This window comes from Aneurinibacillus tyrosinisolvens (assembly GCF_001015055.1).
GTDB lineage: Bacteria > Bacillota > Bacilli > Aneurinibacillales > Aneurinibacillaceae > Aneurinibacillus_A > Aneurinibacillus_A tyrosinisolvens.
Genome location: NZ_BBWZ01000003.1, coordinates 102,100 through 115,705 on the forward strand (window position 1 = coordinate 102,100; position 13,606 = coordinate 115,705).

General features: G+C 48.9%; 15 protein-coding genes and 1 pseudogene. 10 read left to right on the plus strand and 6 right to left on the minus strand.

What is annotated here, in order from left to right; translation table 11 throughout:
* Window positions 1–72: 72 nt before the first annotated feature.
* The 5 genes and pseudogenes from MBEAL2_RS04050 (at window position 73) to MBEAL2_RS32200 (ending at window position 3,974) form a co-directional block, all read left to right on the plus strand.
* Window positions 73–504 (plus strand): S1 RNA-binding domain-containing protein, encoded by a 432-nt coding sequence (locus tag MBEAL2_RS04050; RefSeq protein ID WP_047151049.1) that lies wholly within the window; start codon window positions 73–75, stop codon window positions 502–504.
* Between the two features lie 126 nt (window positions 505–630).
* Window positions 631–1,572 carry an aspartate carbamoyltransferase gene (pyrB, locus tag MBEAL2_RS04055; RefSeq protein ID WP_047151050.1) on the plus strand — a complete coding sequence of 314 codons (942 nt, stop codon included), beginning with the start codon at window positions 631–633 and terminating at the stop codon, window positions 1,570–1,572.
* A gap of 494 nt (window positions 1,573–2,066) precedes the next feature.
* A pseudogene (locus MBEAL2_RS32630) lies at window positions 2,067–2,696 on the plus strand (M3 family metallopeptidase); the annotation flags it as partial.
* A gap of 62 nt (window positions 2,697–2,758) precedes the next feature.
* The gene (locus tag MBEAL2_RS28870) at window positions 2,759–3,610 is read left to right on the plus strand and encodes a M3 family metallopeptidase (RefSeq protein ID WP_152667687.1); all 852 of its coding nucleotides are present in this window, start codon (window positions 2,759–2,761) and stop codon (window positions 3,608–3,610) included.
* A 97-nt stretch (window positions 3,611–3,707) separates the two neighbouring features.
* On the plus strand, window positions 3,708–3,974 hold the full coding sequence (locus tag MBEAL2_RS32200; protein ID WP_152667688.1) for a hypothetical protein: 267 nt from the start codon (window positions 3,708–3,710) through the stop codon (window positions 3,972–3,974).
* Between the two features lie 63 nt (window positions 3,975–4,037).
* Here MBEAL2_RS32200 and leuD read toward each other — a convergent pair whose 3' ends face one another.
* Window positions 4,038–4,646, minus strand: a complete 609-nt coding sequence (gene leuD, locus MBEAL2_RS04070; protein ID WP_047151052.1) for a 3-isopropylmalate dehydratase small subunit — start codon at window positions 4,644–4,646, stop codon at window positions 4,038–4,040.
* Window positions 4,633–6,072, minus strand: coding sequence for a 3-isopropylmalate dehydratase large subunit (leuC, locus tag MBEAL2_RS04075; RefSeq protein ID WP_047151053.1), 1,440 nt, complete (start codon window positions 6,070–6,072; stop codon window positions 4,633–4,635). Before leuC ends, leuD begins: the two co-directional genes overlap by 14 nt.
* A 143-nt stretch (window positions 6,073–6,215) precedes the next feature.
* Here leuC and MBEAL2_RS04080 point away from each other — a divergent pair, with 143 nt between their 5' ends.
* Window positions 6,216–7,130: a LysR family transcriptional regulator gene (locus MBEAL2_RS04080; RefSeq protein ID WP_047151194.1), complete on the plus strand. Its 915-nt coding sequence runs from the start codon at window positions 6,216–6,218 to the stop codon at window positions 7,128–7,130.
* Here the strand turns inward: MBEAL2_RS04080 and MBEAL2_RS04085 are convergent.
* The gene (locus tag MBEAL2_RS04085) at window positions 7,102–8,178 is read right to left on the minus strand and encodes a CapA family protein (RefSeq protein WP_052947448.1); all 1,077 of its coding nucleotides are present in this window, start codon (window positions 8,176–8,178) and stop codon (window positions 7,102–7,104) included. The genes MBEAL2_RS04080 and MBEAL2_RS04085 overlap by 29 nt on opposite strands.
* A gap of 215 nt (window positions 8,179–8,393) precedes the next feature.
* On the opposite strand from MBEAL2_RS04085, the gene MBEAL2_RS04090 reads away from it, so the two are divergent.
* Window positions 8,394–8,810, plus strand: coding sequence for a DUF2269 family protein (locus MBEAL2_RS04090; protein ID WP_047151054.1), 417 nt, complete (start codon window positions 8,394–8,396; stop codon window positions 8,808–8,810).
* Window positions 8,811–8,941: 131 nt separating this feature from the next.
* On the opposite strand, the gene MBEAL2_RS04095 is transcribed toward MBEAL2_RS04090, so the two are convergent.
* Window positions 8,942–9,160, minus strand: a complete 219-nt coding sequence (locus MBEAL2_RS04095; protein ID WP_047151055.1) for a hypothetical protein — start codon at window positions 9,158–9,160, stop codon at window positions 8,942–8,944.
* Window positions 9,161–9,490: 330 nt separating this feature from the next.
* On the opposite strand from MBEAL2_RS04095, the gene MBEAL2_RS04100 reads away from it, so the two are divergent.
* Window positions 9,491–9,742 carry an AbrB/MazE/SpoVT family DNA-binding domain-containing protein gene (locus MBEAL2_RS04100; RefSeq protein WP_152667690.1) on the plus strand — a complete coding sequence of 84 codons (252 nt, stop codon included), beginning with the start codon at window positions 9,491–9,493 and terminating at the stop codon, window positions 9,740–9,742.
* Between the two features lie 114 nt (window positions 9,743–9,856).
* Here MBEAL2_RS04100 and MBEAL2_RS04105 read toward each other — a convergent pair whose 3' ends face one another.
* Window positions 9,857–10,135 carry a hypothetical protein gene (locus MBEAL2_RS04105; RefSeq protein ID WP_047151056.1) on the minus strand — a complete coding sequence of 93 codons (279 nt, stop codon included), beginning with the start codon at window positions 10,133–10,135 and terminating at the stop codon, window positions 9,857–9,859.
* 195 nt (window positions 10,136–10,330) lie between these two features.
* Entirely contained in the window at window positions 10,331–12,376 is a 2,046-nt protein-coding gene (locus MBEAL2_RS04110; RefSeq protein WP_047151057.1) for an ATP-dependent DNA helicase, read from the minus strand.
* Between the two features lie 130 nt (window positions 12,377–12,506).
* Between MBEAL2_RS04110 and MBEAL2_RS04115 the strand changes: the two genes are divergently transcribed.
* Both MBEAL2_RS04115 and MBEAL2_RS04120 read left to right on the plus strand, forming a co-directional pair.
* The gene (locus MBEAL2_RS04115) at window positions 12,507–13,211 is read left to right on the plus strand and encodes an AIM24 family protein (RefSeq protein WP_047151058.1); all 705 of its coding nucleotides are present in this window, start codon (window positions 12,507–12,509) and stop codon (window positions 13,209–13,211) included.
* 47 nt (window positions 13,212–13,258) lie between these two features.
* Window positions 13,259–13,597, plus strand: coding sequence for a DsrE family protein (locus tag MBEAL2_RS04120; protein WP_047151059.1), 339 nt, complete (start codon window positions 13,259–13,261; stop codon window positions 13,595–13,597).
* Window positions 13,598–13,606: the final 9 nt, after the last annotated feature.

The window sequence follows — 13,606 nt, forward strand, 5'->3', positions numbered from 1 at the left end:
CAAAGTTCTTTATTATTTTATCTGTTTCATGTATAGTAAATGTATAGTAAATTCTTTTAGGGGGAACATTTTTTGAGTAACATCGCTGTCGGCAATATTATAGAAGGTACCGTGGTAGGAGTTCAATCTTTTGGCGCTTTTGTTAATATCGGCGAGAACAAGCAGGGGCTGGTGCACATTTCTCAGATCGCTTCTTCATACGTTGAAGATATTAACCAATTTGTCAAAGTAGGCGACAAAGTTTCAGTAAAAGTCCTCGAGATTAAGGACGACGGCAAAATCTCCTTAACGATGAGAATTAATGAGGAGAAGAAAGAGGAACGTCGCCCCTTCAAAAAGCGTGATGACAACAGGCCAGGAGGCGGACGCGGCGGACGTGATGACCGTCGTGGCGGACGCGGTGACTTCGGTGGAAAAGAAGACTTCGAATCCATGATGAAGAAATGGATGAAAACAAGTGAAGATAAGATGGGAGATCTCGGGAAGCGCGAAAAAAGACGTTAATCCGGATCGAACCTTACCATGGCAAACAAACCACTCTGAGCCCTCAGAGTGGTTTTTCTACGCTTGTCTCAGCAGTACAAGCCTCATATCGTTTGTGCTATAGTATATAAGGATGGCTGCGTTCCTATGCAGCCGGCAAAGGAGGAATCGGACGTGCAGTTGTACCACGTTTTGGGAGCGAAGCAATTTACACGGAGTGCGCTTGATGAAATTTTCGAAATCAGCGGCAGTATGGAGCGGATAGTGGAAAAAGGGGGAAGTGACCGGTATAAAAACAAGGTTATGACTACCCTTTTTTTTGAGCCGAGTACACGGACAAGGCTGTCTTTTGAATCTGCTATGTCACGGCTGGGCGGCAAAGTAATTGGAACCGAGAACGCGGCTCAGTTCTCTTCGACAATTAAAGGAGAAACCCTTGAGGATACGATTCGGGTCGTCTCCGGCTACAGTGACATTATTGTTATGCGCCATACCGAGATTGGTGCCGCAGAGAGGGCGGCAGCGGTTGCGACCGTTCCCATTCTGAATGCGGGAGACGGGGCGGGAGAGCACCCAACCCAGGCACTGCTTGATTTATATACCATTAAGAAGGAAATTGGACGGCTTGATAATCTTCATGTCGTTATGGTTGGTGATCTTGCCAACGGCCGTACCGTTCATTCGCTGTCTTACCTGCTTGCTAACTACCAAAACATCCACATTTCTTTTACGGCGCCTGAGAACGTTCAAATCCCGCCTTATGTAAAGAAGTATCTTGATGATAAAGGAATTACATACGAAGAAGAATATGATTTAACAAGGGCGGCCAGCACGGCGGACGTCATTTACCAAACGCGGATCCAGAAGGAGCGGTTTACGTCGCTTGATGAGTACGAGAAGGCATCCGGCAAGTATATCATTGACGCCGAACTGCTCGGTGTTATGAGAAAAAAGAGCATCATTCTACACCCACTGCCGCGGGCAGGAGAAATCTCCGTTCAGGTGGATGAAGATCCGCGTGCCGCTTATTTCAGGCAGGCACAAAACGGCCTGTACGTTCGGATGGCGCTCATTGAAAAATGTTTTTAAATAGAGAATACGCGGAAAGAGGGGGCGAAAGCCTCCTCTTTTTCTCATACTTTGGCTGAAATAGGTAAAAACTAGAACAGAAAAGCAGCAAATGGGAAAGGAGCGCTCATTACATGCGCCAATACCGGGTTTATTTGATGGCCGCAGCCATCTGTGCTGCTGTGCTGGGCGGGGTTTCCATCCCTGTCCGCACGGCTTCTGTTTCGCAGCCTGCACCAGATCAAAGTCCGCTTCTGGACAAAAAGAACGAGCAGCAAGACACGTGGGATGTAACAAAGCTGTATCCTTCACGAACTGCATGGAAAAACGACGTAGACAAAATTAGGGCCTCCATACCCCGGGTAGAGGCTTATAGAGGAAAGATCAGCTCGTCAGCTGCAACTTTGTATGAATTGCTGGCGAAAAATGAAGACATATCCAGAACACTGGAAAAGGCATATTTGTATGCACACCTTCAGTTTGATACAAATACGGCAAACCCGGAATACCAGAAAATGGTTGATGAAGTCAGGCAGGTATCGCATAAGCTCGGGGTTGCGTCTGCTTATATTACGCCGGAAATTATCGCGATCCAGGACAAGCGGCTGGAAGGAATGTTTGCAACTGATAAGCGGCTGCTGAAATACAGGCGCCATCTGCAGGAAATAAGAAAAGAGAAAAAACACGTTCTTTCAAACAGTGAAGAGCGCATCCTTGCACTGACAGGGGATGTGGCGTCCGTCCCTGCGCAAACGTATCAATATTTCGTTGACTCGGATTTGACATTTCCAGACATCTTAAATTCGCAGGGCAAGAAAATCCAGGTTACGCGGGCCAACTACACGACTCTCATGGAAGACGAGAACCGGCAGGTCCGCAAGCAGGCGTTTTTTGCAATGGGCAACACGTATAACCAGTTCAGGAATACATTCGCTTCACTCCTGCAGGGAGAAGTAAAGCAAAATATTTTGTATGCTCGCGCGCGAAATTATCCGTCAGCGCGTTACGCATCTCTTCATTCAGCTGAAATTCCTGAAAAAGTATATGATGATTTAATCGCCACAGTAAACAAAAGAATCGAGTTGCTTCATAAGTATACGAACCTCCGTAAAAAGGTGCTCGGGATAAAAGAAGTGCATAAATACGATTGTACGTACCGCTTGTCAGAGGCGGTAACGAGCAGTATTCCATCGAAACCGCAAAAAAAATGGTGCGTGAAGGGCTGCGTCCCCTGGGCGGGCAGTACCAGCAAACGCTGGGTGAAGGGTTTTCGAACCGCTGGATCGATGTGTACAGCAGGAAGGGAAAAACAGCGGGTGCTTACCAGACGAGCGCATACGGGTATCCGCCGTATGTACTGCTCAACTACCAGGACAGACTTGATGACGTGCTTACCCTCGCACATGAGATGGGCCATGCGATGCATTCTTACTACGCGGACAAAAATCAGCCGTACCTTGATGCGGGCTACGATATTTTCGTCGCTGAAGTCGCATCTACTGTAAATGAATCGCTTCTGCTCAGGCAGTGGATTGAGCAGGCAAAAGACAAGCGGGAGAAAGCCGCGCTTCTCAACCGTTACCTTGATATGTTCCAGGGCACGCTTTTTGTCCAGACGCTCTTCGCTGAATTTGAAGCGAAAATTCACGAGAAAGCTGAAAAAGGAGAGGCGCTGACTGCGGACGATTTATCCAGGCTGTATTCTGAACTCACGCGCAAATATTATGGAGCGGATATGGCGATGGATCCGGTAGTAGGCATCGACTGGGCCCGCATTCCCCATTTCTATAAAAATTTCTATGTATACCAATACGCAACCGGTTTTTCTGCGGCAACCGCTCTCGCCGACGGCTTGTTGAAGGGCGGGAAAAACAAGCAAGAACAGTATTTGGCGTTTCTAAAAGCGGGGGGCTCCAAGCCGCCGCTGGATGTCCTGGCAAAAGCGGGAGTAGACCTGCGTGACCCGGGCGTTGTGTCGAGAGCGCTCGATGTGTTTGAGCACTCGCTTGTTGAATTTGAAAAGCTCGCCACTGAGCTGGATAAAGAGCAGCAAGGATAGGCAAATAACCAATTTTGCCCAGAGGAAGGGCATTCGCCCGCAGAAAAACATATGTTATGTAGTGAAGAACAATCAAGCAGAATGCGAGGCGATAACAATGGCACACGAACATGGGGGAGAGCACCTGCACCGCCCGGCTGCACACGGCAGCAGCTATGGGCATCACGGAGGGTTTGGGCATTCCGGAGTAGGAAGTTTGCTGCCCTTTCTCTTCTTAACACCGTTCCTTTTCGGAAATTATGGGGGAGGGGGATATTACCCAAGTTATCCGACCTATCCGGCGTACCCGACTTACCCCGCATATCCGCCGTATCCGGGTACTTATCCATATTACGGGGGCTACAACAACTATCCTACCTATTAAAATAAATAGGGCAAAGAAAATCCGGCAGCTCATTGAATGAGGCTGCCGGGTTTTTTGCCGTTTCTATGCTTGAACCTGGTAGTAGCTCGGATAGTTTGCTTCATAAGCGGAGATTTTCTCGTCCTGCAGGAGGGTGATGGCGATATCATCAAGCCCTTCCAGGAGGCATTCGCGCCTGTAGCTGTCGACTTCGAATGGAACCGACAATCCATGCTCATCACTGATTGTATTATTCTCAAGGTCAACGGTAAGCTGGTAGCCCTCGTAAGCCGCAGTGTTTTGGAACAGCTGCTCTACGGTTTCCTCCGGCAAAGCGATCGGGAGAATTCCGTTTTTAAAACAGTTGTTATAAAAGATATCGGCAAAAGAAGGGGCAATCACAACTTTGAAGCCGTAATCGAGCAGCGCCCACGGAGCGTGCTCACGGGAAGAACCGCACCCGAAGTTATTGCGTCCCAGCAGGATGTTAGCCCCTGCATAACGCGGTTTGTTTAATTCAAAATCAGGGTTGGTGTTGCCCTGCTCGTCAAAACGCCATTCGTAGAAGAGAAACTCGCCGAAGCCGCTCCGTTCAATCCGCTTTAAAAACTGTTTCGGAATGATAGCATCGGTATCAACGTTTACGCGATCGAGCGGTGCTGCTATACTTGTAACTTTCTTAAACGGTTCCATATGTTTTTCCCTCCGTCTCTTTTACTTCCCAGGTGCGAACGTCAGTGAAATGGCCGGCAATCGCCGCCGCCGTAGCCATCTCAGGGCTGACAAGGTGCGTCCGTCCACCGCGTCCCTGGCGTCCCTCAAAATTCCGGTTGGAAGTGGATGCACAGCGTTCACCTGGTGAAAGAACATCCGGGTTCATAGCGAGGCACATGCTGCAGCCCGGCTCGCGCCATTCAAAACCGGCCTCGATGAAGATGTGGTGAAGCCCTTCTTGCTCCGCCTGCTCCTTTACCATCCCGGAGCCTGGAACAACAATAGCGCTTACCGTCGGAGCAACTTTATAGCCGTTCGCAATTTTTGCTACCGCCCGCAAATCTTCAATCCGCCCATTCGTGCATGAACCGATAAACACTTTATCAATGGCGATTTCAGAAATGGGTGTGTGCGGCTCGAGCCCCATGTAGGCGAGGGCATTCTGTGCTGCTTTCTGATCGTTTACGGATGTGAAATCTTCTACGGCAGGGACAATGCCGCTAATGCCGGTTCCCATGCCAGGGCTCGTTCCCCATGTAACCTGTGGTTCAATGGAAGCAGCCTCGATGACAACGCGTTTGTCGTACTGGGCGCCTTCATCCGTAGAGAGCGCTCTCCATGCTTCCACTGCTTTTTCCCACTCTTCCCCTTTAGGTGCAAACCGGCGGCCTTCAAGGTAGGCAAAGGTTGTCTCATCCGGTGCAATGAGTCCAGCTCTCGCACCGGCCTCAATCGACATGTTACAAACGGTCATGCGTTCTTCCATGGAGAGGGCGCGAATGGCTTCTCCTGTATATTCAATAACATATCCGGTCGCAAAATCAGTGCCCCATTTCGCGATAATGGCAAGGATAAGGTCCTTTGCGGTAACGCCGAGCGGCAGAGGGCCGTCCACATGAACTTCCATTGTTTTTGCTTTTTTCTGCTGTAAACACTGGGCAGCAAGAACGTGTTCGACTTCACTTGTGCCGATTCCGAATGCTAGAGCGCCGAATGCCCCATGTGTTGACGTGTGGCTGTCGCCGCAAACGATCGTTTTCCCAGGATGCGTTAAGCCAAGTTCAGGACCCATTACATGGACAACGCCCTGTTCCGGGCTGTTTAAATCGTAAAGGGTAATCCCGAATTCCCTGCAGTTTTCTGTTAGTGTTTCGATCTGCTGCCGTGAAATCGGATCTTCGATAGGGAGGGAGCGATCAGTTGTCGGGACATTGTGGTCCGCAGTAGCAAATGTTAATTCGGGTCTTCGAACCCGGCGGCCGCTCAGGCGAAGCCCTTCGAACGCCTGCGGTGATGTAACTTCATGAACGAGGTGCAGATCAATATATAGAAGGCTTGGTTTGTTTTCTTCTGCATAAACCACGTGGTTATCCCAAATTTTTTCAAACATCGTCCGTGCTTTCATGCAATTCTCCCCTTTTGCTTTATGAATAATTATCATTTTTAGAATCTTTATATATGTTTTAACATAGAAAACGTAAATGTACAAAGATATAATATTTATAAAAGGTATAGGAATCACCTATAATGAAGCTGGGAGGAATGGATATGGAACTGCGCCAATTGCTGTATGCGGTGAGGATAGCTGAGGAACAGAGTTTTTCAAAAGCGGCCGAGAAGCTTCACCTGGCACAGCCTTCGCTAAGCCAGCAAATCGCGAAGCTGGAAAGAGAGCTGGGGATTATATTGTTTGAACGATCAACGAATACACTGAAGCTAACCTATGCGGGTGAGCGTTTTTTTGAATCAGCCGTGAAAATCCTGGACCAGGTGGAACAGCTGAAAAAAGAGATGGAGGATGTAGCCGAGCTGAAGAGGGGAACACTTACAGTCGGCAGCCTGCCGATTACCGGCACACACATCCTGCCGCTTGTCCTGCCGATTTTTAAGAAAAACTACCCTGGTGTCGAAGTGAAGCTCATTGAGGAAGCGACGCGGACACTGGAGCAGCTGACGGCGCGCGGTACAACCGAGATGAGCCTCCTCACCCTGCCGGTTCAGGACCCGCATCTTGAATGGGAGGAGATTTGGCAGGAGGAAATTTTTCTCGCTGTCCCGCCCGATCACCCGTTAAGCGGGGAAAAGGAAGTTGCCGTAAAAGAACTGAAGAATGAAGCCTTTATTATGTTGAAAAAAGGCCAGGGCTTTCGCACCCTGGCCGCAAAGTGGTGTGAGGAAGCCGGATTCACACCACGTGTTGTATTTGAAAGCAGCAACATTGAAACGGTCAAGTCGCTGGTTGCTGCCGGAATGGGGATTGCCTATGTGCCATCGATGATGACACGGCACCAGAAAGCCGGCCTGTCGCCCGCTTACCTTTCCCTGCGAAATCCCCGGCCGTTCCGCACGCTTGTCATGGCCTACCGGAGGGGACGGTATCGCTCGCAGGCCGGACAGGCCTTTCTTAAAACGATAAAGGAGGTCCTGTCGCAGACTATGGAAGAATCGAACCTGAACTGGTAACCTTTGCTTTCAGCGATAAAGTATCCATGAAGCGAAGAAATTCCGCTTTTTCTTTTTCCGGCATCAGGAGTGGCTGCCCGTTTAAGATGCGGGCAGGCACGAGAGAAGCCCCGATTTTTTTGTTTTGTACGGTTACTTGCAAGATGGCGGTTTGATTTGAACGGTCTGTTCCGTTCTTCGTAAAGACGAAGTTGCCAAGCGAATAAGCGATTAGCTTTCCCTTATACCATTCCACAGGCTGCATGATGTGAGGGTGGTGGCCGACAACAACGTCTGCGCCCAAATCAATCAATGTATGGCCCATCGATGTTTGGTAAGCCTCTGGTTTGGTCATTCTTTCCTTGCCCCAGTGAATGAAAACAACAACAATGTCCGCCTTTTTGCGGGCTTCTTTGACCTTACTGTACATGAGCTTCGTATCGTACGCGCTTGCCAGGCCCGGTTTGCTGCTTGTCGCAAACCAGGAGGAGCTGGGGAGAACCCGGCTGTAATTGAGGAATGCGACCGTTTGGCCGTTCTTCTTAATATAGCGGATGGCGGTTGCCTCGGCTGCATTTTTTCCGCCGCCGGCGTATGTAACATGCTGGGCCGATAAGTATTTCATTGTATCGAGGAGCGAGGCTGTACCGAAATCAAGCGAATGATTGTTCGCCAGTCCCACGATATCATAGCCGGCATTAGCCATTGATTTTGCCATCGCCGGGCTGGAACGGAACGTATACTGCTTTGATTGTGCAGTTCCGCCTGTTGTAAGGGTAGTTTCCAGGTTCCCCATGGCGATATCTGCTTTTTCCAGCACAGGCTTTACTTTAGCAAATGGGTACGCAATCCCGTTTTTGTTAATTTGTGTAGCTACCGTCCCGGTAAACTGCATATCGCCTGTGAAAGCCATGGTAATCTTGCCGTCGTCTGCAGCTGCAGTGGGTGTGCTGCTGCTCTGTGCCTGCGCTGGTTCGTTTTGATTTAACAATGCGCTTGTAAGAAGCAGGGTGCTCGCCAGCCCCAGCGCAATAAGTGAAACGCGTTTTTTCTTTTTTGTTACTTTCATGATACTGCCCTCTCCCTTTCCTTGGTTACAATCTGGCTGAAAACGCTTCGCCCGCATTATTTGACGCATGGTGAAGGCGTTTTTGTTCCAGTGATCTGGAAAATTTTCTGGTAAGATTAGGTTTAGGGTGGGCAATGCGCCTGCTTCTAGCAATTAAGTATGGTCGCTGTCCCATTTGCATAGTAAGATAAGGGAGAAGAAAGGGGGGAAGGCAATTGTTTTACTTTGTACTTACATTCCACTTGCTTGCCGTCGCAGCAAAACTTGCTGTCCTGTTCCTCATCCCCGGCTTGAAAAGTGTAGAACAGACGAAGCGTTTTCTCGGCATCTACCGGAAGACGGACCGCTATGCGGATATTGTCCTGTGGGCTACGGGGCTTGGCTTTTTCTTCGTCACCTCGTTTCAATATTTAATGCAGATGTGGATGCTTGTCTCCATGCTTCTTTATATGTTTGTTTTCTATATGCTGAAGCGTTTCTTAATGAGAGGATTGACAGAAGTAGCGGAAAGCAAAAAGCTGCATGCGGAGAAAGAACTGAAATCGCTGCGTTTCCAGAATCTATGTGTGGGGCTTTTCTCCATTTTCATCATGGGGTGTATTGCTTTTATGATGATAACAAAACCCTTCTAGAAAATAAAAGGCGCCGGTTCATTGTGGGTGAACCGGCGCCTTTTCGTGAGGCCAGAAGAAAATATAGTTTTATACAAAATTTTCCTATTCGTACAGCGGCAGGATTGTGTATAATGGAGGAAGGCTGCTGCTTAGTTCACCCATTCGGCAACGATTTGTTTTGCCTCGTCAAGCTCGTTCTCATGAACATAAATCGCTGCACTCTTATCGAGAGAAACAGAGATTCCACGCTCTTCCAGGCGCTTTTTCATGGCCTGCAGGCGAAAATCGTTTCGATCAAAAAACACAACGACCCAGTCTTTTTCTTTTCTTGGGGAAGTACTCATTATTTCGCGTAGTTTTTTTAGCATCGTATAGTCACCACCTAAGAAGTTAATAGAATAATTCAACTGCTTGTAAATAGAAGGACAAGTATATCATTCGGAAATAACATGCGGTTTCTGACCCTATGTAGAGCTCATTATTTTATCCCATTCATCGTCTCATGTTTTCCCGGACGAATCAATGTGCGAAAAGTGGCAATCCTACCGGGACCTGGTTCTTATGGGGAGAATACAAGTAAAAGGGACAATTTCCAATTACATGCAATATTTGCACTGTTAAATTCATGTAGACTTGATAAAATTTATAGTAAGAAGTTTTCCTACATAGACATAGAAATCAATTGGAGGTATTGGAATATGGCAATGAAAGCAACCGGAGTTGTTCGTAAGGTAGATGAACTGGGAAGGGTAGTTATTCCTATTGAGCTAAGACGCAACTTAGGCATTGCGGAAAAAGACGGCTTGGAAATCTTCGTTGATGATGAGAAAATTATTTTAAAGCGTTATGCTCCTGCCTGCATCTTCTGTGATTCAGCTGACAATATTACAAGTTATAAAGGACGCAACATTTGCAGCGGCTGCCTTACTAACCTTAGAACAATCGAATAGAAGCGAAACAAATAAAAAAACAAGCCGGCGTGCACTGGCTTGTTTTTTTATTTGTTTATTTTTTATTTGTATGGAAAAGCGCTGCATGCCTTAGAGACGGCGTCCTGCGCGCTGCTATTCAGTATTATCCTTTTTGTCTTTCCGTTTGTCCTGCATTTTTTTGTATTCTTCCATCAGCCTGCGGAGCACTTCATCCGACACTTCGACAAAACAATCCAGCTCCCTCATCGTAACAAGGCACTGGCTTGCGCCGTCAATCGTTGTAAAGCGAAATAAAATTTTACCGCCTGGAAGCACGTTCGCTACTTCCCAGATGAATTTTGTTCCTGTTTTGTATCGTTTTCCCCGTCCGTAAACCGGATGAAAGGGACGGAAATTCTCCACCACCCACATGATGTCCCCTCCTATCAATGCCAGGCATGCGACTCTTGCACTATCCTAATTGCATTGTATGCATAGGAGGGGAAAGGAGGAACACGCGCAGCGAAGGAGCGGGTTTACCTTGTAAAGAAAACTTGGCTAGCGCCAAGCCGCAGGCGCTGGCGATCGCCTTAGTTGCCCTTATGTAGATAAGAAAGTTATACTTTCTTATCTACCAAAAAAGCGGCGGACGGCATTCAAATCTGTTTCCAGAGGGGCGGGGGGAAGGCTGGCTAGAATTTGGTTTCCATATCGTTTCTTATGAATGCGCGAATCAAGAATAATGACCATCCCCCGGTCGCTGCGTGTTCGGATGAGCCTGCCGAATCCCTGTTTTAGCCGGAGGATGGAGAAGGGAAGCATGTATTCAGCAAAGCTGTTCCGGTTAAGCTTTTCAAGCCGTTCGGTCCTTGCCCGGGTTAGCGGATCGCTTGGTACAGGAAACGGCAGCTTAGCGATAACCACGCAAATCAGGTCCTCTCCCGGAACATCTACGCCTTCCCAGAATGATTCGCAGCCGAACAGAACTCCGTTTGTGTCGCTGCGGAACTGCTGCAGCATTTGTTCGCGGGACACATCCGGGCTGTGCAGGATACCCGTCAGCCCGTGTTTGTCCAGCCAGGGCTGCATTTCCTCATAAACGCGGTTCATCTGCGTATACGAAGTAAACAGGAGAAATGTACGGCCGCGTGTCGCCGCCACAATTTCCTTCATCGCTGCTGTAAGAAAAGCTTCGAAATTCTGCTCGGTCGGGGCGGGCACGTCATCCGGAACGAGCAGAACAGCCTGCTCTTCATAAGAAAAAGGGCTGGGCGTCTCCATTGATTCATAGTCATCGATTCCCATACGCCCGGCTACAAAGGAAAAGTCTCCCTGCGTTGTCAGGGTAGCGGACGTCATAATGACGGTTTTATCGCTGAATAGATCCCGCCGCAGCAAATCGCTTACATCAATCGGCGCCGAATACAGGTGCAGCAGGGAAGCCCATGCCAGGTCATCGCGTACGGTGCCTGCCTCCTTCGTTTCTTCATACGCCGCCCACGTTGCCCATTCTTCCGGCGATTGATTCAACAGCACATGGGAGAGCATGGCGTCCATTTGTTCGATTTGCGTAATGTAGCGGCCCATGCCGATGACCGTCTCGCTCTCGCCCTCCTGCAGTTCAAGCTGCTTTCTTTTATCTATGAATGCCTGCTTCCACTCTTTAAAGTAGATTTTATATTCATCTGTATCCGTCACGCTTTTCTTCAGCAAGTATTCATTCTGCGGGCGCTCGGCCAGCGCGCGTGAAAGGGGCGCAAACAGCTCAGCCAGCCGAATCGTTATCCGGACCCGAATGCCTTCAATTTGCTGGTGGAGCTGCGGGTCATCGATTTGCTTCGCCCAGTGGGCGCGCCTTCTTAGAAAACGCTGGAACAGCTTGTCGATTTCATCGATGCTTACATGGTACGTATACTGCTTTGTTACCTGGTCCTCCACACGGTGTGCCTCATCCATGATGACTGCATCATAGGCAGGGAGAATGCTGGCCCCCTGATTGCGTAAAATAAGATCGGTGAAGAACAGGGCGTGGTTGACGATAATGACCTGCGCATCCTGCAGCTTTTTGCGCGCATTCTGGATGAAGCATTCTTTATGGAAGGGGCTGTTTTTACCCATGCAATCCTCGCCGTCCCCCTGAATCGCGGAGAAAACAGCGGGGGAGAGCGGAAAAGGAATTTCGTCACGATCGCCTTTCCTCAGGGAAGGAAGCTTCTGTTTTAAGCGTTCGAGTTGTGCCGCCTCCTTCTTTTCCTCCTTAAGTGTTGCATCGATCAGCTCCTGAAATCTTCGCTTGCAAATATAGTTGCCCCTGCCTTTGGCGAGCTCGTAACGGAAGTCTTCCGCCAGATCGGGCGCCACTTGTTCGAGGACTGTTTTTACCATTGGGAGCTCCTTCTCAAGGAGCTGCTGCTGCAGGGTGATCGTGTTGGTCGAAATGATAACCCTCTTCTCGTTTCTAAGGGCCCAGAGGGCGGCCGGCAGCGTATATCCGAACGATTTTCCGGTTCCTGTACCTGCCTCGATCAGTCCATGCTGCCCCTGGTTGAGGCATTCGAGGACCAGGTTGGTCATTTTAAACTGTGCCATCCGGGGCTGGTAGTTCGGCAGATGGCTGGACAGGACCCCGCCCCGCTTTAGAATGGTATGGAGAGTTTTCGAATACTTCTTCATATGATCCCTGCATTTCTATTAAAAGTCGCTACCTTCTATCCTATCATATTCCGGGAGAAAGAGTTGGAACGTTACAGCATATGATTTCGTAGAGAATAGAAAATTAATAATGGAGAGGAACGATGCGAGCATGAACCGGTATTCAATTGAACAATTTTTGAATGAAACGGAGCAGAAGAACAGGGGGGAGGGCTTATTCGAAATGGAGGGCCCTCACATGCTGGAAGTGAATCTGGAGGGGCGGGTTTGGACGAAGCTCGGTTCTATGGTGGCCTACCAGGGACAGATTAAATTTTCCCGGGAAGGAATACTCGAACACGGCATCGGAAGAATGCTGAAGAAAGCAGTGTCAGGGGAAGGAGCAAGCTTAACAAAGGCGGAAGGCCGGGGGCGGCTTTACCTGGCGGATCAAGGGAAAAGAATTACGATTTTGCGGCTCGATAATGAATCGATTTATGTGAACGGAAATGATCTGCTCGCTTTTGAGGAAGGGATGAAGTGGGACATTAAGTTAATGAAACGAATCACAGGCATGATGGCTGGCGGATTGTTCAATGTGAAGATATCGGGCAGCGGCATGATTGCCATCACGTCGCACTATGAGCCGATGACTCTGCGCGTGTCCCCCGGCAGTCCGGTCATTACGGATCCGAATGCCACGGTTGCCTGGTCAGGGACGCTGCAGCCGGAATTCCAAACCGATATTTCGCTGCGTACTTTTATCGGCAGAGGCAGCGGCGAATCGATCCAACTGCGTTTCGAAGGCACGGGATTTGTTGTCGTGCAGCCGTATGAAGAAGTATACTACCAATCAGGAGGAAGCTCTTCAGTATAGCTCCGTGTAATTGATGGATAAAACTTGATGTTAAAAGGAGAAATCGTATGGAAAACAAAGTGATTTTACTTGCTTCGGACCAATTGGGCAAGGGGGATGCTGAACTTGGTGAGAATGTACTGGAAACGTTTTTTACCCTGTTAAAGCAAAATGAACAGAAGCCGGCCGCCATCTTTTGCATGAACCGCGGCGTGCTTGCCCTGACGGATCAATCGCTTGTCTGTGTTCACCTGAAAGAGCTTGCGGAGCGGGGGGTTCCCGTGCTGGCGTGTAAGACGTGTGTGGATTATTATGGGGTACAGGATAAGCTGCTGGCCGGTGAAATTTCCGCTATGAACTACTTCATCGAACTGGCCGGCAGGCATGAAGTCCTCACTCTCTCGTAAAGCCGGGCG